The organism is Neisseria sp. P0016.S008 (assembly GCF_051957775.1).
Classification (GTDB): Bacteria; Pseudomonadota; Gammaproteobacteria; order Burkholderiales; family Neisseriaceae; genus Neisseria; species Neisseria flavescens_B.
On the sequence record NZ_JBQCWB010000004.1, the window covers coordinates 270343 to 290738 of the forward strand.

General features: G+C 49.8%; 21 protein-coding genes and 1 pseudogene. 12 read left to right on the forward strand and 10 right to left on the reverse strand.

The window, feature by feature from the left end; all coding sequences use genetic code 11:
* Nucleotides 1-225: 225 nt before the first annotated feature.
* Nucleotides 226-561, reverse strand: coding sequence for a hypothetical protein (locus tag ACTHS8_RS07335; protein ID WP_003684489.1), 336 nt, complete (start codon nucleotides 559-561; stop codon nucleotides 226-228).
* A gap of 290 nt (nucleotides 562-851) precedes the next feature.
* Here ACTHS8_RS07335 and ACTHS8_RS07340 point away from each other — a divergent pair, with 290 nt between their 5' ends.
* The 4 genes from ACTHS8_RS07340 (at nucleotide 852) to ACTHS8_RS07355 (ending at nucleotide 5311) form a co-directional block, all read left to right on the forward strand.
* Nucleotides 852-1346, forward strand: a complete 495-nt coding sequence (locus ACTHS8_RS07340) for a restriction endonuclease (protein ID WP_070591536.1) — start codon at nucleotides 852-854, stop codon at nucleotides 1344-1346.
* Between the two features lie 21 nt (nucleotides 1347-1367).
* Entirely contained in the window at nucleotides 1368-2219 is an 852-nt protein-coding gene (locus ACTHS8_RS07345) for a mechanosensitive ion channel family protein (protein WP_070591537.1), read from the forward strand.
* 67 nt (nucleotides 2220-2286) lie between these two features.
* Entirely contained in the window at nucleotides 2287-3153 is an 867-nt protein-coding gene (locus ACTHS8_RS07350; RefSeq protein WP_254342531.1) for a hypothetical protein, read from the forward strand.
* A 121-nt stretch (nucleotides 3154-3274) separates the two neighbouring features.
* The gene (locus ACTHS8_RS07355; RefSeq protein ID WP_440373363.1) at nucleotides 3275-5311 is read left to right on the forward strand and encodes a M3 family metallopeptidase; all 2037 of its coding nucleotides are present in this window, start codon (nucleotides 3275-3277) and stop codon (nucleotides 5309-5311) included.
* 356 nt (nucleotides 5312-5667) lie between these two features.
* Here ACTHS8_RS07355 and ACTHS8_RS07360 read toward each other — a convergent pair whose 3' ends face one another.
* Nucleotides 5668-5931 carry a hypothetical protein gene (locus ACTHS8_RS07360; RefSeq protein WP_440373364.1) on the reverse strand — a complete coding sequence of 88 codons (264 nt, stop codon included), beginning with the start codon at nucleotides 5929-5931 and terminating at the stop codon, nucleotides 5668-5670.
* 234 nt (nucleotides 5932-6165) lie between these two features.
* Here ACTHS8_RS07360 and ACTHS8_RS07365 point away from each other — a divergent pair, with 234 nt between their 5' ends.
* Together ACTHS8_RS07365 and ACTHS8_RS07370 are read left to right on the forward strand one after the other, a co-directional pair.
* Nucleotides 6166-6585, forward strand: coding sequence for a CopD family protein (locus ACTHS8_RS07365; RefSeq protein ID WP_004520906.1), 420 nt, complete (start codon nucleotides 6166-6168; stop codon nucleotides 6583-6585).
* A gap of 38 nt (nucleotides 6586-6623) precedes the next feature.
* On the forward strand, nucleotides 6624-7094 hold the full coding sequence (locus ACTHS8_RS07370; RefSeq protein WP_440373365.1) for a CYTH domain-containing protein: 471 nt from the start codon (nucleotides 6624-6626) through the stop codon (nucleotides 7092-7094).
* Between the two features lie 157 nt (nucleotides 7095-7251).
* Here the strand turns inward: ACTHS8_RS07370 and ubiG are convergent, their stop codons facing one another.
* From ubiG to ACTHS8_RS07390, 4 genes are all read right to left on the reverse strand, one after another.
* The gene (gene ubiG, locus ACTHS8_RS07375; RefSeq protein ID WP_440373366.1) at nucleotides 7252-7965 is read right to left on the reverse strand and encodes a bifunctional 2-polyprenyl-6-hydroxyphenol methylase/3-demethylubiquinol 3-O-methyltransferase UbiG; all 714 of its coding nucleotides are present in this window, start codon (nucleotides 7963-7965) and stop codon (nucleotides 7252-7254) included.
* Nucleotides 7966-8127: 162 nt separating this feature from the next.
* Nucleotides 8128-8661: a c-type cytochrome gene (locus tag ACTHS8_RS07380; RefSeq protein ID WP_440373367.1), complete on the reverse strand. Its 534-nt coding sequence runs from the start codon at nucleotides 8659-8661 to the stop codon at nucleotides 8128-8130.
* Nucleotides 8662-9130: 469 nt separating this feature from the next.
* On the reverse strand, nucleotides 9131-9403 hold the full coding sequence (locus tag ACTHS8_RS07385) for a GIY-YIG nuclease family protein (protein ID WP_440373368.1): 273 nt from the start codon (nucleotides 9401-9403) through the stop codon (nucleotides 9131-9133).
* Nucleotides 9400-10290: a LysR family transcriptional regulator gene (locus tag ACTHS8_RS07390; RefSeq protein WP_440373369.1), complete on the reverse strand. Its 891-nt coding sequence runs from the start codon at nucleotides 10288-10290 to the stop codon at nucleotides 9400-9402. Before ACTHS8_RS07390 ends, ACTHS8_RS07385 begins: the two co-directional genes overlap by 4 nt.
* Nucleotides 10291-10410: 120 nt before the next feature.
* Here ACTHS8_RS07390 and ACTHS8_RS07395 point away from each other — a divergent pair.
* Nucleotides 10411-11062 (forward strand): annotated as a pseudogene (locus ACTHS8_RS07395) (NAD(P)-dependent oxidoreductase).
* Between the two features lie 237 nt (nucleotides 11063-11299).
* Here the strand turns inward: ACTHS8_RS07395 and ACTHS8_RS07400 are convergent.
* Complete coding sequence (locus ACTHS8_RS07400) at nucleotides 11300-11755, reverse strand: PH domain-containing protein (RefSeq protein ID WP_049344311.1); 456 nt, start codon at nucleotides 11753-11755, stop codon at nucleotides 11300-11302.
* A 102-nt stretch (nucleotides 11756-11857) separates the two neighbouring features.
* On the opposite strand from ACTHS8_RS07400, the gene ACTHS8_RS07405 reads away from it, so the two are divergent.
* The 4 genes from ACTHS8_RS07405 to ACTHS8_RS07420 all read left to right on the forward strand — a co-directional run bounded on the left by ACTHS8_RS07405 (nucleotide 11858) and on the right by ACTHS8_RS07420 (nucleotide 17242).
* Complete coding sequence (locus tag ACTHS8_RS07405) at nucleotides 11858-12088, forward strand: helix-turn-helix domain-containing protein (protein WP_049344313.1); 231 nt, start codon at nucleotides 11858-11860, stop codon at nucleotides 12086-12088.
* Nucleotides 12089-12213: 125 nt separating this feature from the next.
* Nucleotides 12214-13578 carry a tRNA uridine-5-carboxymethylaminomethyl(34) synthesis GTPase MnmE gene (gene mnmE / locus ACTHS8_RS07410; protein WP_440373370.1) on the forward strand — a complete coding sequence of 455 codons (1365 nt, stop codon included), beginning with the start codon at nucleotides 12214-12216 and terminating at the stop codon, nucleotides 13576-13578.
* Between the two features lie 1028 nt (nucleotides 13579-14606).
* Nucleotides 14607-16409: a DNA recombination protein RmuC gene (gene rmuC, locus ACTHS8_RS07415; RefSeq protein ID WP_440373371.1), complete on the forward strand. Its 1803-nt coding sequence runs from the start codon at nucleotides 14607-14609 to the stop codon at nucleotides 16407-16409.
* Nucleotides 16410-16447: 38 nt separating this feature from the next.
* Nucleotides 16448-17242, forward strand: coding sequence for a glycosyltransferase family 8 protein (locus ACTHS8_RS07420; protein ID WP_063076588.1), 795 nt, complete (start codon nucleotides 16448-16450; stop codon nucleotides 17240-17242).
* A 192-nt stretch (nucleotides 17243-17434) separates the two neighbouring features.
* Here the strand turns inward: ACTHS8_RS07420 and dapD are convergent, their stop codons facing one another.
* The 3 genes from dapD to fur all read right to left on the reverse strand — a co-directional run bounded on the left by dapD (nucleotide 17435) and on the right by fur (nucleotide 19840).
* Nucleotides 17435-18256, reverse strand: coding sequence for a 2,3,4,5-tetrahydropyridine-2,6-dicarboxylate N-succinyltransferase (dapD, locus tag ACTHS8_RS07425; protein WP_440373372.1), 822 nt, complete (start codon nucleotides 18254-18256; stop codon nucleotides 17435-17437).
* Nucleotides 18257-18518: 262 nt separating this feature from the next.
* Complete coding sequence (gene aat, locus ACTHS8_RS07430; protein ID WP_440373373.1) at nucleotides 18519-19265, reverse strand: leucyl/phenylalanyl-tRNA--protein transferase; 747 nt, start codon at nucleotides 19263-19265, stop codon at nucleotides 18519-18521.
* Between the two features lie 77 nt (nucleotides 19266-19342).
* On the reverse strand, nucleotides 19343-19840 hold the full coding sequence (fur, locus tag ACTHS8_RS07435) for a ferric iron uptake transcriptional regulator (protein WP_003682812.1): 498 nt from the start codon (nucleotides 19838-19840) through the stop codon (nucleotides 19343-19345).
* Nucleotides 19841-19991: 151 nt separating this feature from the next.
* Here fur and ACTHS8_RS07440 point away from each other — a divergent pair, with 151 nt between their 5' ends.
* Nucleotides 19992-20387, forward strand: coding sequence for an outer membrane protein assembly factor BamE (locus tag ACTHS8_RS07440; protein ID WP_440373374.1), 396 nt, complete (start codon nucleotides 19992-19994; stop codon nucleotides 20385-20387).
* Nucleotides 20388-20396: the final 9 nt, after the last annotated feature.

The following is a 20396-nucleotide window of genomic DNA, read 5'->3' on the forward strand; positions in this document are numbered from 1 at the left end:
TTTATTGCACAAAGCCTTTGGCCAATAAGGAAAGGTAGCCCAAAACAAAGGGAAGCGACAATGCCGAAACCATGCCAAGCACCCAGTAAATACATTGGTTCAGTACAGTTTTTGAGGCGGTAAGCCGCAGCAGTTTGAAATACAGGGCAAACCAAGCAAAGGGGGTGAAAATACACCCCCTTTTCCTACAGATGCCCCATATTAAAGGCCGTCTGAAAAACAGTTTTATTTAACGATTTCAACAGGGCCGTGGTCGTCGCAGTGATCACCGTGTTGGTGGTGCAGACGGCCGTTGACGATGTAGTCAACGTGATCACCGTGCGGTACGGCTTCGTGGCCGCAACCTTCGCCGTGAACGTGGCCGTGGCAGGTGTCAACCGGATGACAGCCGTCAGGGTTGGTTTCATTGACACTCAGGGCGTGTTCGTCGTAGTGGCCGTTGTGCTCATGGTGTAGGTGGCCGTCGTGCAGATAATCGACGTGGCCTTCGTGTTTGATGGCAGTGTGGCCGCAGTTTGCGCCGTGGACGTGGTCATGATGTTCGTGGGTTTTACAGGTCATTTTTTCTCTCCTAATGTTCAGTGAATAGCAATCTTTCGCGATTGATTCTTTCATTTTATCTTTTTTTTGATACAAACGTAAAAAATTTTACAGTTATTAATATATTGTTACGATATATCATCTGTTGATATATAAGCCTATTTTATTTTTCAGACGGCCTTTCATCTATAATTCATTTATTTTCAGCGAGAACTTCAAACCCTTCCGGCAATGTAAAATATCGAATTTTTCAGCCGTAACAGGTAACATGGAAACAAAGGGATGGATTCTTCAAACAAACAGGTACTGCAATGGGAAAACAAGCCAGACTTTATATGGTTCGCAGCACGCAAGGTGCGCTTTATGATGTATTTTTCGAGCGCGGCGTGGCGGCGTTGGCCTGGCCCATGCTGGCCGAAGCGGCGGCCAAGGGTTTTGGCCGTGAGAAACTGACGGATATTTACCGTTCGGCCGTGCCGGATGTGAAATTGAGAACAGCGCAATCGGGTGCGGCTCAGATGTGGCGGTTTGCCAACGAGTTGGCCGATGGAGATGCCGTACTGACCTACTCGCCTGCCCTGCGCCGTTATCGGATCGGCAGGATTACAGGCGGCGCAGTACATTGTCCGCAATGGGACGATGAGAAAATGTCGCTGGTGCGGCCGGTTGAGTGGCTGGGCGAAGTATGTCGCGACGATTTGAGCGTGGCAGCACAACGGGCTTTGGGCAGTGTGGCAACTTTGTTTGCGGTATCGGAAGCGTGTGCGGCAGAAATTTTTGAACGCGTGGGTTTTCAGACGGCTTAAAAAGGGAAAGGAAACAGTATTATGTGGAACACCATACAGGAATGGCTAAACGCTTTGCCTGTCAGTGAAGAAATCATCAAATCGGCTTTGATGATTGTGGCCATCATTGCCGGGCGCAGCATTTTACTCTCGGCTCATTTTCGCAGCCATCCGGATTTAAGCATTGAAAACAAACGCCGTTCGCTGGTGGTCAGCCGCAACATCACCATGCTGCTGCTCTTGTTCGGGCTGGCGATGATTTGGGCGGCGCAGATTCAAACGTTGGCGTTGTCGATGTTTGCGGTAGCCGCAGCGATTGTGGTAGCAACCAAAGAATTGATTATGTGTTTGTCCGGCAGCATCCTGCGCTCGGTGACTAAACAATATTCCATCGGCGATTATATCGAAATCAACGGCCTGCGCGGACGGGTGGTCGATATCAATATGCTGAACACGCTGATGATGCAAATAGGCCCAAATCCGTTGGTTGGCCAGCTTTCCGGCAAAACGCTCTCGTTTCCCAACAGCTTACTTCTAAGCCACCCCGTGCGCCGCGACAATATTTTGGGCGATTATGTAATTCATACAGTGGAAATCCCCGTGCCGATTCATTTGGATTCGGACGAAATCATCGGCCGTCTGAAAGATGTTCTTGAGCCCTTGTGCGAGCCTTATGTCCCTGCCATCAAGCAGCATTTGGAAAACGTGCAAACCCAAAAGTTGTTTATCACGCCCGCCGCACAACCGCGTGTATCCCGCGTGCCACATGATGACAAGGTGTACAACATCATCGTGCGCTTTGCCTCGCCCGTGGCCAAACGCTTGGAAATCCAACAGGCGATTTTGGACGAATTCTTGCGCACGCAATGCCGATTAATCAATAAATTAAAATAGCCCAGTTTATATATACTATCAAATCCCTTACAATACCCAAATTCACAATCAACAATAAGGAAAACTCATGTTGCCCGAATCAGCCCTTGCCGAAATGTACCCTGTAATCATGACCCCCAGCCATGACGGCAAATATTTCCACAACTATACCCTCTCACTTCTAAACATCGTCCACACCAACGCCTCCCTCGGCCTGCCGCTTCAAGTGATGATGCAACGCGGCGAAAGCCTGATTACGCGCGCGCGCAACAACTGCGTGGCCAGATTTTTGGAAAACAAAGAATGGACGCATTTATTTTGGATTGACTCCGACATCGGCTTCTCTCCCGATTCATTCTACCGCCTGCTTTTGGCCGACAAAGACGTTGTAGCCGGCGTTTATCCGCTCAAACGCGAGAATTGGCCTGAAGCAGGCCTTCCGGCCGGCATGACCCAAGCCGATTTTGAGCGCATGTACACTTCTTACACCGTCAACACCAACGACAAAAACGAAAACGGTGAAATCGTCCTGAAAGTGGATGAAGAAGGCTTCATGAAAGTTCATGACGCGCCAACCGGCTTCATGGTTATCAAACGTAGCGTATTTGAAAAAATGATAGAGGCCTACCCCGAGTTGAACTACGTCTCCGACAGCGACTACAGCCCGGAAAACAAAGGCCTGCACTACCGCTTCTTCGACTGCATGGTCGATCCTGAAAGCAAACGCTACCTGTCCGAAGACTACACCTTCTGCTACCTCTGGCGTCAAATCGGCGGCGAAGTGTACGTCGACGTACAATCCAACCTGACCCACCAAGGCGCAAAAGTGTATCGCGGCTCGTTTGCCGAATCCCTGCAAACCAATGTTGCCAATGCGGTTTATGCCCCAGAAGGCACCACCATGCGCCTCGAGCTGGCTGCGCCATTGCACGCCAATCCGCGCGGCGCAGAATAAGATTGGCCGACAGGCAGGCGGAATACTTTAATTCTGCCTGTCTGCCACCATATAACGCCTATCGTTTTCTTTTCAGACGGCCACAAGGCCGTCTGAATCCATCTTATTCAGGAGAAACCATATGAACGACAACGTCCTGCTCCACTTGGGCGAAGAACCCCGTTTCGACCAAATCAAAACCGAAGACATCAAACCCGCCCTGCAAACCGCCATCGCCGAAGCGCGCGAGCAAATCGCCGCCATCAAAGCGCAAACGCACACCGACTGGGCCAACACCGTCGAAAAACTAACCGACATTACCGAACGCGTCGGCCGCATTTGGAGCGTGGTTTCCCATCTCAACTCCGTGGTCGATACGCCCGAGCTGCGTGCCGTATACAACGAATTGATGCCTGAAATCACCATTTTCTTCACCGAAATCGGTCAAGACATCGAGTTGTACAACCGCTTCAAAATCATCAAAAATTCTGCCGAATTCAACACCCTCTCCCCTGCGCAGCAAACCAAGCTCAACCACGACTTGCGCGATTTCGTCCTCAGCGGTGCCGAATTACCGCCCGAACAGCAGGCAGAACTGGCGCAACTGCAAACCGAAGGCGCGCAACTGGGTGCCAAATTCGCACAAAACGTCCAAGACGCGACCGACGCTTTCGGCATTTACTTTGACGATGCCGCGCCGCTTGCCGGCATCCCCGAAGACTCCCTCGCCATGTTTGCCGCCGCCGCGCAAAGCGAAGGCAAAACAGGCTACAAAATCGGCCTGCAGATTCCGCACTACCTTGCCGTTATCCAATACGCCGACAACCGCGAACTGCGCGAACAAATCTACCGCGCCTATGTTACCCGTGCCAGCGAATTGTCTGACGAAGGCAAATTCGACAACACGGCCAACGTCGAACAAACGCTTGCAAACGCGTTGAAAACCGCCAAACTGCTTGGCTTCAAAACCTACGCCGAGCTGTCGCTGGCAACCAAAATGGCGGATACGCCCGAACAGGTTCTGAATTTCCTGCACGACCTTGCCCGCCGCGCCAAACCGTTTGCCGAAAAAGACTTTGCCGAAATCAAAGCCTTTGCACGCGAGAGCCTGAATATCGAAGATCCGCAATCTTGGGATTTGAGCTACGCCGCCGAAAAACTGCGCCAAGCCAAATACGCCTTCAGCGAAACCGAAGTGAAAAAATACTTCCCTATCAGCAAAGTATTGGCTGGCCTGTTTGCCCAAATCAAAAAACTCTACGGTATCGAGCTGGCTGAAAAAACCGTCCCCGTTTGGCACAAAGACGTGCGCTATTTCGAGCTGAAACAAGACGGCCAAACCATCGGCGGCGTTTACATGGACTTGTACGCACGCGAAGGCAAACGCGGCGGCGCATGGATGGACGGCTATAAAGGCCGCCGCCGTTTCGCCGACGGTACGCTGCAACTGCCGACCGCCTACCTCGTCTGCAACTTCACCCCTCCGGTCGGCGACAAAGAAGCGCGTTTGAGCCACGACGAAATCATCACCCTCTTCCATGAAACCGGCCACGGCCTGCACCACTTGTTGACCCAAGTTGACGAAGTGGGCGTATCCGGCATCAACGGCGTCGAATGGGACGCGGTCGAGCTACCTAGCCAATTCATGGAAAACTTCGTTTGGGAATACGACGTATTGGCGCAAATGTCCTCGCACGAAGAAACCGGCGCGGTATTGCCAAAAGAGCTGTTCGACAAAATGCACGCGGCCAAAAACTTCCAACGCGGTATGTTCCTCGTCCGTCAAATGGAATTTGCCCTCTTCGACATGGAAATCTACCATCAGGAAGATGAAGGCCGTCTGAAAGAATGGCCGCAAATCTTGGACAAAGTGCGTCAAGAAGTCGCCGTAACCCAACCGCCGGCATACAACCGCTTTGCCTTAAGCTTCAGCCACATCTTCGCCGGCGGCTACGCCGCAGGCTATTACAGCTACGCATGGGCGGAAGTTTTGAGTGCAGACGCTTACGCCGCTTTTGAAGAAAGCGACGACGTTGCCGAAACCGGCCACCGCTTCTGGAAAGAAATACTGGCTGTCGGCGGTTCGCGCAGCGCAGCAGAATCCTTCAAAGCCTTCCGCGGCCGCGAACCAAGCCTGGATGCCCTGCTCCGCCACAGCGGTTTCGACAACGCAGCTTGATTTGAAAATCCGCCGTTTTAATTGCTGATTCAATGCTAAAGGCCGTCTGAAATGTTTCAGACGGCCTTTTTATAATCAATTCAATATTTTCAGCAAAACAAATATAAAACCATTCAGCCGATAAACCCACCCAGCGCGGAACGCCACAATGATTGCCAAGCTCAATATTTCCCTAATGCAGACCAACCGCCCATAAAAACAGGGCATGTTCCCATGCCCTATCATTTGAATTTCAGACGGCCTTTCGGTTGCCAAAACTGATTAGGAATAATAAGTAAGCCCTGTCCCTAACAAGACTTCGAGAAAAACAGAAGTCCGCATTTCAAACTCCTGTCTCCCCATGCCCATCGCTAAAATTAGTTTTTACCATTTTTATCGCCGGCTGCCAAACGCATATTGATAAATTCCATCATCAAATCTTTTTTCATCCAGAAAAAGGTTTTCATTTTTTCCAAAGAATAGATTTTCCGAATCATCGCCGGCAATCCTGCATGAACGATGGCCGCGACTTCGCCATTGGTTGTTTCGTTGTCCATGGCGGCTTTGAGGTTTAGATTGCGCGTATTCAGGTAGTTGCTAAGCTCTTTCCTGACGCTGTTGCTGATTTCAAATTGTTTCATGTTTTCCGTCCATAATGTTTTTATAATTAAATAGCATAGGATTTTAACAAGTTTTTTGCATTGTGCGTATATCAACTTGCATATTGTTGCGAAATTTACAATTTGGTTTTTGGGTAAAATCGCGCCTGCAACACATTGTTGTGGCGAACTAAATCAGATTGTTTTGACTATTTTATTTTGGCTCGGGCCGTATTGCGGATAAAATAATGGTTTTAGGTTTTGGGGCCGTCTGAAATGTATTTGTGGTTTAAGCTGTTACACATATTTTTTGTGATTTCTTGGTTTGCCGGACTGTTTTATCTGCCGCGGATTTATGTGAATCTGGCGCAATTAGAGCCTGGTAGCGTGGAATATGTACGGCTGACGGATATGTCGCGCAGGCTGTACCGCTTTATGTCGCCTTTGGGCTGGGGAACGCTGATATTTGGCGCGGCCATCGGATTTGTAAACAATTGGTGGGGCAACGGCTGGCTGGCGGTTAAATTATTGTGCGGCCTGTTGCTCTTGGCTTACCAGCTTTATTGCGGCCTGCTGCTGCGCCGTTTTCAAAACGGCAGCAATGTGTATTCGCACCGCTGGTATCGGGTATTCAACGAACTCCCTGTATTGATGATGGTGGCCGCGCTTTATATGGTGGTTTTCAAGCCGTTTTGATCTTCAGACGGCCTGTTTGGTAAATAAGGAAAGAATTCATGACGGTCGAAATCGAACGCCGCTTTTTGCTGGCGGATGACAGTTGGCGCGAAGCGGCAGGCGAGCCGCTGGTGTTGCAACAGGGCTATTTGAGCGTGGAAAAAGAGCGCACCATCCGTGTGCGGATTATCGGCTCGCAAGCCTGGCTGACCCTGAAAGGCTATATTTCCGACATGACGCGCAGCGAGTTTGAATACGAAATTCCGTTATCTCACGCGCAGGCGATGATGGCGGACATGTGTCCGTTTAAAATGGAAAAATACCGCTACCGGGTCGAATTTGAAGGCTTTGTGTATGAAATCGACGAATATTTCGGCGACAATGCGCCATTGATTGTGGCGGAAATCGAATTGCCGTCTGAAGATACCGAGTTCCCAAAACCGTCTTGGCTGGGCAAGGAAATCACGGCAGACGGTAAATTCACCAATGCGTATTTGAGCAAACATCCGTATTCGTCTTGGACGGAATAAGGGCGACAACTGCACTGCACATACAAAAAAGGCATGTATCGAACATGCCTTTTTTCTTTTCAGACGGCCTGATTTGCCTTACCGATATTTGAATCAAGTTGCTTTTGACATACCATTTCAAATATTAGGTAAGCCCGTGTGTTTTATCAGTTGAACCTTATGCCGGACGGCAGGCAACCATATAGTTGACCTCGGTCGAGTCACACAGGGAATAATGACCGCTCAACAAATTATAGGTCATGCCCTTGCTGCCAACGGTATCCAATCCGGCTTGGCGGCACATACGCGCGAGTTCTGCCGGCGTGATGAATTTTTTCCAGTCGTGCGTGCCTTTGGGGACAAATTTCAATAGATATTCCGCACCGACAATCAGATGCAGATAAGATTTGGGATTGCGGTTGATGGTGGAGAAAAACACCATGCCGTCGGATTTGACCAGTTTCGCACAGGCTTGAACGATGGCGGACGGATCGGGAACGTGTTCCATCATTTCCATACACGTTACCACGTCAAAGCTGTGCGGTTGCTCGGCGGCGAGATCTTCGACACGGATGCAGCGGTAATCGATATTGGCAACATGTTGAGCGGCCGCATGGGCAGCGGCGGTTTGCAGGGATTTTTCCGCCATATCGATGCCGGTCACGTGTTCTGCGCCGCGTTTGGCCATGCTTTCCGACAAAATCCCGCCGCCGCAGCCTACATCCAGCACGCGTTTGCCTGCCAATCCGGCATAGCCGTCGATATAGTCGAGGCGTAAGGGGTTGATGTCATGCAGGGGCTTGAATTCGCCGTTTTTATCCCACCATTTATCGGCGATTTGGCTGAACTTGGCGATTTCGCCGGCATCTACGTTGTCGTGTTGATTGCTCATGGTTTGCTCCTGCATAAAATAATTCGCCTGATTTTAGCCGATTGTGCTTCAAAATAAAATGTTTCAGACGGCCTTTGCCTGTTTATCGGCCCTATTTCAACTTTCATCCGTCTGCCTATAAAAAACGCACCTTGTTGCAAGGTGCGTTTCAATCGGTGCGATTTAGAATTTAGCGCCGGATTCGTTGGCCATGTAGTCAACTGCGGCTTTCACTTCGTCGTCGCTTAAGCTGCCGTTGCCGCCTTTGGCAGGCATGGCTTGGAAGCCTTCGAGGGCGTGTTTGTGCAAGGTGTCTTTGCCTTGTTTAATGCGAGGCGCCCAGTCTTCTTTTTTGCCTACTGCAGGAGCGCCGGGAATCAAGCCGCTGTGGCATGCTTTACAGTTCGCTTCAAAAACAGCTTTGCCGTCCACTTTGGCGGATTCAGCAGGCTTGGCCTCAGCGGCAGGCGCTTCGGCTTTCTCTTCAGGCTTGGCAGCTTCTTCAGGTTTAGCGGCTTCCTCTGCTTTGCTGGCAGCGGCTTCGACTTTATCGGCAGCTTCTTGAGCGGCAGACGCAGCAGTATCAGCAGCAGAAGCAACTTCGTTTTTAACTTCAGATGCAACGGCTTGAGCAGCCTCTTGAGTCTCCTGTTTAGCCTCTTGGGAACAAGCTGTCAAACCAGCCATCATCATTACGGCAATCAGTAATTTGTTCATGTTCTGTCTTTCCTTAGTTTTAGTTTAAATCACTGTTTTATATAAACAGCTTAAAAATTCTAGCATAGAAACTAATACCTTCGACCTACACTATAATAAATATTGGCATAAATCAGATTTTGTCACAAAAACAGGAAAAACATATTGACATCACACCTCTACTCAGATAGAAATCCACGCCCATTTGTCATTTGGCGTGATAATTTTCATTTTATTGTTCAATCAGTTATACTCTTAAATCTTAATGTTTCTTTTTAAATTCAATTTTTTACAAACTTTCTAGATAATACCATAAGCATTAAACCGCCTCTTATCCTAAAAGGGCCGTCTGAACCCAAATCAGGTTTCAGACGGCCTTTTTGAATCATGTTAATAAATATTTGCCGCTTGCCTATGCAAAAGACACCAGCAGGCTTACCTATTTATGTGGTTATTCATATCCCGACTACAATTTAATCCATTGCCGCCATTAACCTTTTGCCAATGTTTCAGCTTCAGCCCATAATCCCCGCTTCTGCTCTGCCGTCAATTTCTTAATGCCGATTTCCCGTTTCAGCGCTTCACTTTTGTTCAGGCCGTCTGAAACGATGCGCATCTCGACAGGCTTGTTCAACCTCGTGTATTTCGCGCCTTTTCCTGACAAATGCGCCGCAAATCGCTCTTGCGGACGGTTACTGATGCCGCAATAAAACGCGCCGTTTTCGCACAAAATCAGGTAAACGCGCCAATTTTCCGCGTTCATAAATCCCCTTCCTTGGCAAAACTCTCGGTAAAAATGCGCACGGCAGCCTCGGTTTTGGCAGACTGCACACGATAAGGCGTCACCAAATAAAGGCTGATCGGCGGCAATGTCCATTCCGGCAAAACCACTTTCAGACAGCCCTGTTCAATTTTTTCCCTCACTTCGCCGCCTACTTGCAAAGACAAACCGAAACCGCTTTCGGTCAGGCTGCGGACGGCGGCAAGATGCGTGCAGGCAATGCTGTCGGCGACATCGAGAAAATAGCTTTCTTCACCGTTTTGCAAGGTGGTGCGGACAGGTAAAAAATGCAGCCAGCGGTGCGCATGAAGCTGAGAGGGATGGGTAATGGGCGGATGCCGGTTGAGATAATCGGGCACGGCGCAAATCATATACGGCCACGTCACGAGATGGCGCGCAACCAAGTTGGGATCGTCCAAAGCCCGATCACCGCCGCGTATGGCGATGTCGGTCTGATTGTGTTGCAGGTCGTCCAAGGTATCGCTGAAATTGAGGACGGGGCGGATTTTTGGGAACTCGGTTTGCAATCTTGCAAACGCCGTCTGAAAAGCACGGGATTCGATGACCGTAGACGTCAAGGAAATCTGCAATTCGCCGACGGGTTCGGTTTTCAGATTGTCGATAACGGTACGCGTATCGGCAAGCGTGGCGGCGAGGCGGCGGCAGTATTCGCCCAAGGCGCGGCCGGCATCGGTAGGCGCAAGGCTGCGCGTGCTGCGGTTTAACAGCTTGATGCCGTGCAGGGCTTCGAGGCGGTTGATGTGCTGGCTGACGGCAGACGGAGTCATGCCCAACGCGGCAGCGGCGGCGTTCATGCTGCCGTGTTCGAGGACGGTAGCGAAAACAAGTAAGGGTTTGATGTCTTGCATTTGGAAATAATTATTTAGTTTAACTTCACAATAATAACAGCAAAACAAGGATTATCAAGCGTTTCAGACGGCCTTACAATGCACTCATCTAATCAATCACATCCCCACAAGGAGTTAAATATGAAAATCGCAGTTATCGGTGCAACAGGTTATGTCGGCAACGCAGTCGTTCAAGAATTGGCAGGTCGCGGTCATGAAGTAACCGCTTTCGCCCGCAACACAGACAAAGTGTTCCAAGCGCAAAATGTTGCCGCTGTCTCCGCAGATGTCAACGCAGCAGATTTTGCCGACAAACTGGCCGGTTTTGATGCCGTGGTCAGCGCGTTCAATCCGGGTTGGAGCAATCCCAATATCGGCGCGGATTTTACACGCGGCGCAAACAGCATCGTCGAAGCGGCAAAAGCAGCGCAAGTGCCTTATTTATTGGTAGTTGGCGGCGCGGGCAGCCTGTATGTAGCACCCGGTTTGCAACTTATCGATACGCCTGACTTCCCGAAAGAAATTTTCGACGGCGCCAATGCCGCACGCCATCTCTTGGCAGAACTCCTGCCGCGCCGTGAACTGGTCTTTCGTTTCCCCTCCGGCACGACTGGGCACGGACGGCGGCTTCAGCGAAGACAAAACCGGCAAATACCGCTTGGGCAAAGACGATTTGCTGATGGACGGTGAAATTCCGGCAGGCATCAGCGTGGCCGATTTGGCAGTCGCCATCGCCGACGATGTGGAAAACAAAGCGCATTTGTTTGAACGCTTTACCGTCGCCGCTGTTTAATCATCTTAATTTAAAGGCCGTCTGAAACCCAAAGTTTCAGACGGCCTTTTCATATTCGGATCGATAGAAATAAATATTTAATTACAATTTTGCTATAGCAAACATAACTAACTTCCGATATTTCAAGGCTTCCAACCTCGTCAGTCCCACCTGCGCGGAAATGACGGCAATAGGTATTGCGTATCGAAAATAAAGTAATTGGGCTATATAAAACAAAAACCACCGTTTCCACCCACCTCAAACGGCAGGCGGTTTTAATTCAATTTGATTTTTCGAGCCACCACCAATTTCGTTATCTATAAAATCATTGAATTGTTGACGGAACTCCATTGGTCGAGCGATATAAGGAATCGGAGCATGACTGCCGCCCGTCCCTCTGACCACTACGGAGCCATAATTGAAAATCCTGCCCCAAAAACCTTGATTTACCGAAATACTTTCGATACGGTTGATATTTATCTCAATTGTTTGCCGGCGGATAAAGCCAAACTTAGCGATAACCCTTTTGTTAGTTAAAGCAAGCTCGGTTGTCATTACATTCAATACCGCGAACACTATAAATACGATACCGATTACCCACATCAACAGCAGGATACCGAAAAAAATCCTCCAGAATTGGGAAAACCACGATACTTGCGCTTTATAAACAATACGTTCACCTCGCCCTAAAGAGCTTTCAATATAACTTGCCATTTAACGTTCTCCACATTAGATATTTTCTAAAAATACGGATTATAATCCGTGGATAAATAAGCGTCAAAATTGGATATTTTGAGATTTGTGAAGACAAATCTCATGAGTAAAATCAGTGTATTGATAGGTATAAAAATTCGAGAAATCCGCAAACAGTCCAATATCAACCAAGAAAGCTTAGCCTTACTTGCCGATATAGACAGAAGCTATATGGGTAGAATAGAAAGGGGGGAGGTCAACATAACGGTTGATAAACTATATCAACTGTCTTCTGCTTTAAACTGTTCCGTACACGACTTACTGCCGGATGATTTGGAAATTAAAAATACTTGAACCATTCAAGTAGTACGCCCACATTTCCAATCTGCTAAAAAGGTCGTCTGAAACCCCAAAACCCAAAGTTTCAGACGGCCTTTTGCTATAATACGCCCATTAAATTTATCTATACGCGAGTTCTCATGTCCGCAACCCAACCCACCATCGCCGCCATCGCCACCGCCCCCGGACGCGGCGGCGTCGGCGTTATCCGTCTTTCCGGCAAAAACCTGCTGCCTTTGGCGCAAACCCTCAGCGGCGGCAAAACGCCCAAACCGCGTACCGCGCTTTACACTGATTTTCTCGGCGGCGACGGGCAGCCGATAGACAACGGCATCCTGCTCTACTTCGCCGCCCCCGCCAGCTTTACCGGCGAAGACGTGATTGAATTGCAGGGGCACGGCGGCCCCGTCGTGATGGACATGCTGCTCTCGCGCTGCCTCGAACTGGGCGCGCGCATGGCGGAACCGGGCGAATTTACCAAACGCGCCTTCCTCAACAACAAACTCGACCTTGCCCAAGCCGAAAGCGTTGCCGACCTCATCGACGCCTCCAGCAAGTCCGCCGCACGCATGGCGTTGCGTTCGCTCAAAGGCGCGTTTTCCCAACACATACACGAGCTGGTGGACGACCTTATTACTTTGCGGATGCTGGTCGAAGCCACACTGGACTTTCCCGAAGAAGACATCGACTTTCTCGAAGCCGCCGACGCGCGCGGCAAGCTTCAAGCCCTGCAAGGCCGTCTGAAAACCGTCCTCGCCAGTGCGGAACAAGGCGCGATTTTGCGCGAAGGCATGAACGTCGTCCTCGTCGGCGCGCCCAACGTCGGCAAATCCAGCCTGCTCAACGCCTTGGCTGGCGACGACATCGCCATCGTAACCGACATCGCAGGCACCACCCGCGACACCGTGCGCGAACAAATCACCCTCGACGGCGTACCCGTCCACATCATTGACACCGCCGGTCTGCGTGAAACCGACGACGTGGTCGAACAAATCGGCATCGAGCGCAGCCGCAAAGCCGTTTCTGAAGCCGATGTCGCCCTGATTCTGATTGACCCGCGCGAAGGTGTGAACGCCAAAACCCAAGCTATTTTAAACAGTCTGCCCGAAGGTTTGAAAAAAATCGAAATCCACAACAAAGCCGACCTGACCGGCGAACCCGTCGCCGTCCGTTCAGACAGCCTCGCGCAAACCGGCGCAGAAAGCGTTATCAGCCTGTCCGCCAAAACCGGCGCCGGCCTCGATTTGCTCAAGCACACCCTGTTGCAGGAAGTCGGCTGGCAGGGCGAAAGCGAAAGCCTGTTCCTCGCCCGCAGCCGCCACCTCAACGCCCTGCACGAAGCCGAAGCCGAGCTGGAAAACGCCGCCCTCTGCGACAACAACCAAATCGAGCTTTTCGCCGAACACCTGCGCCTCGCCCAAAACGCGTGCAGCGAAATCACAGGCGAATTTACCGCCGACGATTTGCTGGGCGTAATTTTCTCGCGCTTCTGTATCGGCAAATAAAACAGTTTGCCATCAAATACAAAGGCCGTCTGAATGTTCAGACGGCCTTTTTTATCACCAAAACAAGCTTAATTTTACTTGCGTTTATTTATTGGCAGCTTCTGCCATATTTTTTGCGATTTTGGTTGCGCCAACTGTCAAACCGGACATGCCGATCAAAGAAGCCGCAGCCAATTTGATTAATGTTTTCATTTTAACTCTTTTCTGTGTATTTAAGGGTGTGTTGTGTATTTTTTTATTTGTCGGCATCAGCCATATTGTGGGCGATATTGGTTACGCCGACGGTCAGGCCGGACATACCGATTAAAGAGGCGGCTGCCAGTTTGATTAAAGTTTTCATTATTTGTCTCACTTTCTTGTCTGTCGGCCGAAAAACGGCCTAAGTTGCGTTTTCTGAAGTATTGTAATCAATTCGTTTATAATTGAATTATTTGTGTACTACCGTTTCAATATTGTAGGCGACGCCGAGTGCGGAGGCCGGTATCCCCGACATGCCGATTAAAGAAGCGGCGGCAAGCGTTATTAAATGCCCCATTTCAAGTAGTCCTTTTTCATAGATACAAAATGTTATTTAACAACATACACATTTTTTCGCCGGCATCTGCGCTGCCGACAAGACGAATCATACCGTGTTAATCGTTAATTAATACAATATTTCCGTAAAGATAAAATACTAAAAACATACATAATAAAGATTTTCGTTAATTTATATTTTGTTTTGAAAATGACACCGATGTCTTTTTCAATGACACCGATGTCTTAATTACATACACACTACAAACGTATCTTGCTGCGCCCATAAAATCCCTCCTATTTTGTTGCAAATTTGCACTCTAAATTAAATATATTTTTAAATTCAAAATGTTATAAACATATCTTTTTCTCAAACCAAATCTTCAATTAGTCAAAACCAATACCTTTGATAGCTTCTTTTAAAGAAAACACTCGTTTCTAGCACCTATCCGACCATAAAATGCGCTGCAAATATATGATATAGTGAAACATTCTGCGTATTGACTATTTCCAGCATGAACAACATCCTAATCCTGACCGGCGCGGCCGCATTTTTTATCGGCGCGCTGTTTGCTTGGCTGATAACACGCTACCAAGCCCAAAGCCGACACTTTATTGTTTTGCAAGAATTAGCCGAAAGCCGCCGCCTGCATGAGTTTGCCGAACAGGTGCAGGTTCAAACTGCGGCGGATTTGGCGCAAAGCCGCCATACCGTGCAGGAATTGCAAGACGAATTGCAGGAGACGGGCAACCGCTTTGCCGCAGCCGAAAAACAAATTGCCTATCTGCAAGATTGCGAGGCCGAAGCCGAAGCTTTAAAACACGAATGTGCAAAATGGCAGCAAAGCGCGCAAAACCTGCAAATCAACAACGAGCGCCTAAACACGCAACTGGTTCAAGAACAGGCATTGAGTGCGGATAAAAATACGCTTTTGCAACAACAAGAAACGGAAAAAGGCCGTCTGAAACAAGACTACGATACGCTGTTAGAGCAAAACCATGCGCTGCAAGTCCAAAACGAACGCCTCTCCACACAACTGACGCAAGAAAAAGCCAATATCGACGAAAAAAACAGCCTTTTACAGCAACAGGAAGCCGAAAAAGGCCGTCTGAAACAAGAATACGCCGCCCTTTTGGAGCAAAACCACGCGCTTCAAGTCCAAAACGAGCGCCTCAACACCCAATCGGAAAAAGACCGTCAGGCTGCCGAAGAAAAGCTGGCCCTGCTGGCAGATGCGCGTAAAAACTTGAGCGACCAGTTCCAAAACCTCGCCAACACTATTTTGGAAGAGAAAAGCCGCCGCTTTACCGAACAAAACCACGACCATCTCCAGCAACTGCTCAATCCACTCAACGAACGCATACACGGCTTCAGCGAGCTGGTTCAGCAGACTTATGAAAAAGAAGCCAAAGAGCGCCTGACCATCGAAAACGAGCTCAAACGCCTGCAAACACTCAACACCCAGCTCCACCACGATGCCAAAGCGCTGACCACTGCGCTGACCGGCACGCAAAACAAAACCCAAGGCAACTGGGGCGAGATGATTTTGGAAAGCGTATTGGAAAATTCCGGCCTGCAAAAAGGCCGCGAATACATCGTTCAAGCTTCCAGCGTCCGCCACGAAGCAGACGGTACCCAGCGCCGCCTCCAGCCCGACGTCCTCATCAATCTGCCCGACAACAAACAAATCGTCATCGACTCCAAAGTATCGCTGACCGCCTACGTCCGCTATACGCAAAGTACCGGCGCAGAAGCAGAGCGCGAGCTTGCCAACCACGTCGCCAGTATCCGCGCCCACATCAAAAGCTTGGCCGCAAAGGATTACACCGACCTTGAGGGCGTCAAAACGTTGGACTTCGTCTTTATGTTCGTCCCTGTCGAACCGGCCTACCTCCTTGCCCTGCAACACGATCCAAACCTCTTCCAAGAGTGTTTCGACAAACGCATCATGCTGACCGGCCCCAGTACCCTGCTCGCTACCCTGCGCACCGTTGCCAACATCTGGCGCAACGAGCAGCAAAACCAAAACGCGCTGGCGATTGCTGAGGCAGGCAGCAAACTCTATGACAAATTTGTCGGCTTTGTTGAAAGCATGGACGGCATCAATAAAGCGCTCGGTCAGGCTCAATCCCAGTTTCAGACGGCCTATGGCCGCTTGGTTTCCGGCAGGGGCAACCTCATCAGCAGCACCGAAAAACTGCGCAAATTGGGCATCAAAGCCGGTAAACAGCTGCAACGCGATTTAGTAGAAAAAGCCGTATCGGAAAACGAAGACCAAGCTGCCTTACCGACCGCACAAGACCGAGAAAATGACTGATAAAATTTAAGACATTGCAAATAAAGGGAATTTAACCAATGAGCAACATCACCATCGTCCTTGCCGCCGATACCGGCTATGCCGAGCAGGTTCACACCCTGATGAAATCCGTCTGTACCCACAACACAAATGTCGATTTCTACCTCATGCACAATACCTTCAGGCGGGAATGGATCGACTATACCAACCAAAAGCTCGCGGCCAGCGGCAACCGCCTGAATGACGTCAAAATCGAAGTCGACTTCAGCCAATATCGCCGCTTGTCCCATATTTCGGATGCCGCATTTTTCCGCCTGATGATGCAACACCTGCCCGTCGACCGCGCCCTGTATCTCGACAGCGATATGGTGGTTACCCAGTCCCTACACGATTTGTTCAACCTCGATATGCGCGGCTATCCCGTTGCGGCGGTACAAGATTCCGTTTTGGTGCGCACTGAGTGGGAACACCCTATCGACCTGCACACCACGCCCTATTTCAATTCAGGTATGTTGTTGGCCGACTTGGCGCAATGGCGGGAACACAATATCGCGGAGCAACTGCTGAAAACCGCCGCCTGCCTCAACGAAGCCGTACCCTATGGCGACCAATGTTTCTTAAACACCGTCTTCCGAAAAAGCTGGCTGGAATTGAACGAGTCTTGGAACTTCCAAACCGGCGCAGTCGAATATTTCCAAAAACGAAACCTCAGCGAAGTATTCCCCAAACCCGACACCGTCCCACCAGTTATCCACTACACCACACGCGCCAAACCGTGGTTGTGCGATTACGGCGAGATTCCTTTTATCGAAGTCTATTGGCAATACTATTGCGCCGACTGGCCGAAAGCGTAATTTCAGGCAAGGAACCCCTCTCCTTCGATTACTCTTAAACAACTCATCATCAAAAACAAAAGGCCGTCTGAATCATTTCAGACGGCCTTTAAGCCATAAAAAACAGGCAGAACATTCTGCCTGTTTTGTGTTCACACCCGACCGTAAAGCAGGCTTTGCCACCCACCCTCGGTCGGCGTCATCGTTATCCGATTAGATACCGCGCAACAATTCGTTCACGCTGGTTTTCTCACGGGTTTGCGCGTCCACGCGTTTAACGATAACCGCGCAGTAGAGGCTGTGGCTGCCGTCTTTGGAAGGCATGCTGCCGGATACGACAACCGAACCAGCCGGTACGCGGCCTTGATAGATTTCGCCGGTAGTACGGTCAAAGATTTTGGTGGATTGACCGATGAACACACCCATAGAAATCACGCTGCCTTCTTCGACAATCACGCCTTCAACAATTTCAGAACGCGCACCAATGAAGCAGTTGTCTTCAATAATGGTCGGGCTGGCTTGCAGAGGCTCGAGTACGCCGCCGATGCCGACGCCGCCGCTCAAGTGCACGTTTTTACCGATTTGCGCGCAAGAGCCGACAGTCGCCCAAGTATCGACCATCGCTCCTTCGTCGACATATGCGCCGATATTGACATAAGAAGGCATCAACACGACATTTTTCGCCACAAAGCTGCCGCGGCGGGCAACCGCACCCGGAACTGCGCGAAAACCTGCGCTGCGGAATTCGTCTTCAGACCAATCGGCAAACTTAGTCGGCACTTTGTCGAAGTATTTGTTCACACCGTCGTTGAGGATTTCATTGTCCTGAATGCGGAAAGACAGCAATACGGCTTTTTTCGCCCATTCGTTGACTTTCCATTCGCCCACGCCCAAACGCTCGGCAACGCGCAGTTTGCCGGAGTCGAGTTGGCGGATGGTTTCCAAAACCGCTTCACGCACTTCTGGGGTAACGGTATTCGGATTGATTTCGGCACGGTTTTCAAAAGCCGTTTCAATGATGTTTTGCAAAGACATGTTGATTCCTTCAATAGATCAGGGCCGTCTGAAACCTATTCAGGCTACCCTATTACAAATATTTAACTCGTTATTTTGCCATGTAAAAGCGATTTCGTCAGCTATTAACATGATTAGCGCCAAGCGTTACACGGCCGGATTTCGGCTAAGCCAAGATTTTCAGACGGCCTGTTCAAGTGAATGGAATCGCATTTATTTTTTAACTAATTTTCCAGCTACGATATGCAAGCTGTCCATTCTGCCGACACGCCGTGCCGATAAATCAATCTTCGCCGCCAATCTTTTGCAGAAGATTTTCAGCCACCACGCCGCATTCGATATTCCGCTTTAACGGTTTCGCGTTCAAATCCTTCAAGGCCGTCTGAAAGTCAGCAAAATCCATCAACTGCGAACCGAAACGGCGCATATGTTCGGTATCCTGCTGACAGTCTATCAGCGCAACGCCCAAATCCGCCAAAAACGGTACGGCGCGGGCAAACGCAATCTTGGACGCATCGGGACGCAAGGCAAACATCGACTCGCCATAAAACACGCAGCCGATTTGCACGCCGTAAAACCCGCCTGCCAACTGCATTTCGCCTTGTTCATCCGGCAGCCAGCATTCAAACGAATGCGCATGCCCCTGATGGTGCAGCTTCAAATAGGCCGTCTGAAACGCAGGTTCTATCCACGTTCCGTCCTGTTCCGGACGCGGCACATTGGCGCAATGGGCAATCACTTTTTCAAAACAACGGTTGACCGTTACCCGATACGGCTTGTGACGCAAAGTTTTGGCGAGCGATCGGCCGATATGCAGGTTTTCCGGCACAATCACGGCACGCGGCGCAACCGCATACCAGAAAAACCAACCGTCGCGGCTAAACCACGGAAAAATCCCCTGCCCATACGCCGACAACAGCCGCCCCATATCCAAATCACCACTGACGCCGACCAAGCCGTCACACTCTGCCAAAGCGTAAGACGGGTCGGGGAAACGATAATCCCGTGGCGCAAGAAAAGGAATCTTCATCGTAAAGCCCATAAAGTTTCAGACGGCCTCAAGCTGAAAATGCCCAAGGCCGTCTGAAAAATCAACATACAAACTGATTAACGTTTGGTTTTGGTTTGACATTCGCCGCATACGCCGTACATATACAGCGCGTGATCGACGATGCGGTAGCCGTTTTCTTCGGCGATTTTGTCTTGCAGCGCTTCGATTTCCGGATTGTGGAATTCGGTTACTTCGCCGCATTTCACGCAGACAATGTGGTCGTGGTGATCGCCTTTGTCCAATTCGTAAACCGCTTTGCCGGTTTCAAAATGGTGGCGTTGCAAAATGCCGGCCTGTTCAAACTGGGTCAGCACGCGGTAAATCGTCGCCACGCCGATTTCCACGCCCTCTTCCAACAGGATACGGTACACATCTTCCGCACTCAAATGCTCCTCGGCATGAGTCTCGAACAAGTCCAAAATTTTCAAACGTGGACCCGTAACTTTCAAACCGCTGTCTTTCAATTGCGCAATGTTGCTGAATTTTTCCATAATATTCAATATCCCTGTAAGGTAATAACCGTTATAATACGCACTTTCCGCCCGTTTGCCCACTATTGGGCCGTTAAAGGGTGGCAATCTGCCGCCGGTCTTGCAATTGAAAATCGGCGAAAAGAAAAATTAAGAAGATGATTATCGTTTGCTTTTTAAAAATATTCAAGCGATGATAAACATCTTTCCCGAAATGACACAGAAAGGTAAGCCCGTGAATAAAGCCTTATGCCTTGCCATCGCCGCTATTTTAGGTCTGGCCTCATGCAGTGCCGAGCGCGTATCCAACTTTCCATCCTACAAACTCAAAATCATTCAAGGTAACGAGCTCAATCCCCGCGCCGTGGTTTCCCTGCGCCAAGGTATGACCCGCGACCAAGTCCAACTGCTGCTCGGTACGCCGCTCCTGCGCGACGCCTTCCATGCCGACCGCTGGGATTACACTTTCAACACCAGCCGCAACGGCATCATCAAAGAACAAAGCAACCTGACCCTGTACTTTGAAAACGACGTCCTCGCACGCGCCGAAGGCGATGCCATTCAAAAATCCATCGAAGCCGTTCAAGCCGGACAAAACGTCGTTCCGACTACCGAAACCAAAGCAAAATAAGGAAACCCC

What these genes read in the sequence shown, in the direction of transcription:
- ACTHS8_RS07335 (WP_003684489.1), bottom strand. Translation starts at nt 561, where the DNA reads ATGACCTGTAAAACCCACGAACATCATGACCACGTCCACGGCGCAAAC.
- ACTHS8_RS07340 (WP_070591536.1), top strand. Translation starts at nt 852, where the DNA reads ATGGGAAAACAAGCCAGACTTTATATGGTTCGCAGCACGCAAGGTGCG.
- ACTHS8_RS07345 (WP_070591537.1), top strand. Translation starts at nt 1,368, where the DNA reads ATGTGGAACACCATACAGGAATGGCTAAACGCTTTGCCTGTCAGTGAA.
- ACTHS8_RS07350 (WP_254342531.1), top strand. Translation starts at nt 2,287, where the DNA reads ATGTTGCCCGAATCAGCCCTTGCCGAAATGTACCCTGTAATCATGACC.
- ACTHS8_RS07355 (WP_440373363.1), top strand. Translation starts at nt 3,275, where the DNA reads ATGAACGACAACGTCCTGCTCCACTTGGGCGAAGAACCCCGTTTCGAC.
- ACTHS8_RS07360 (WP_440373364.1), bottom strand. Translation starts at nt 5,931, where the DNA reads ATGAAACAATTTGAAATCAGCAACAGCGTCAGGAAAGAGCTTAGCAAC.
- ACTHS8_RS07365 (WP_004520906.1), top strand. Translation starts at nt 6,166, where the DNA reads ATGTATTTGTGGTTTAAGCTGTTACACATATTTTTTGTGATTTCTTGG.
- ACTHS8_RS07370 (WP_440373365.1), top strand. Translation starts at nt 6,624, where the DNA reads ATGACGGTCGAAATCGAACGCCGCTTTTTGCTGGCGGATGACAGTTGG.
- ubiG (WP_440373366.1), bottom strand. Translation starts at nt 7,965, where the DNA reads ATGAGCAATCAACACGACAACGTAGATGCCGGCGAAATCGCCAAGTTC.
- ACTHS8_RS07380 (WP_440373367.1), bottom strand. Translation starts at nt 8,661, where the DNA reads ATGAACAAATTACTGATTGCCGTAATGATGATGGCTGGTTTGACAGCT.
- ACTHS8_RS07385 (WP_440373368.1), bottom strand. Translation starts at nt 9,403, where the DNA reads ATGAACGCGGAAAATTGGCGCGTTTACCTGATTTTGTGCGAAAACGGC.
- ACTHS8_RS07390 (WP_440373369.1), bottom strand. Translation starts at nt 10,290, where the DNA reads ATGCAAGACATCAAACCCTTACTTGTTTTCGCTACCGTCCTCGAACAC.
- ACTHS8_RS07400 (WP_049344311.1), bottom strand. Translation starts at nt 11,755, where the DNA reads ATGGCAAGTTATATTGAAAGCTCTTTAGGGCGAGGTGAACGTATTGTT.
- ACTHS8_RS07405 (WP_049344313.1), top strand. Translation starts at nt 11,858, where the DNA reads ATGAGTAAAATCAGTGTATTGATAGGTATAAAAATTCGAGAAATCCGC.
- mnmE (WP_440373370.1), top strand. Translation starts at nt 12,214, where the DNA reads ATGTCCGCAACCCAACCCACCATCGCCGCCATCGCCACCGCCCCCGGA.
- rmuC (WP_440373371.1), top strand. Translation starts at nt 14,607, where the DNA reads ATGAACAACATCCTAATCCTGACCGGCGCGGCCGCATTTTTTATCGGC.
- ACTHS8_RS07420 (WP_063076588.1), top strand. Translation starts at nt 16,448, where the DNA reads ATGAGCAACATCACCATCGTCCTTGCCGCCGATACCGGCTATGCCGAG.
- dapD (WP_440373372.1), bottom strand. Translation starts at nt 18,256, where the DNA reads ATGTCTTTGCAAAACATCATTGAAACGGCTTTTGAAAACCGTGCCGAA.
- aat (WP_440373373.1), bottom strand. Translation starts at nt 19,265, where the DNA reads ATGAAGATTCCTTTTCTTGCGCCACGGGATTATCGTTTCCCCGACCCG.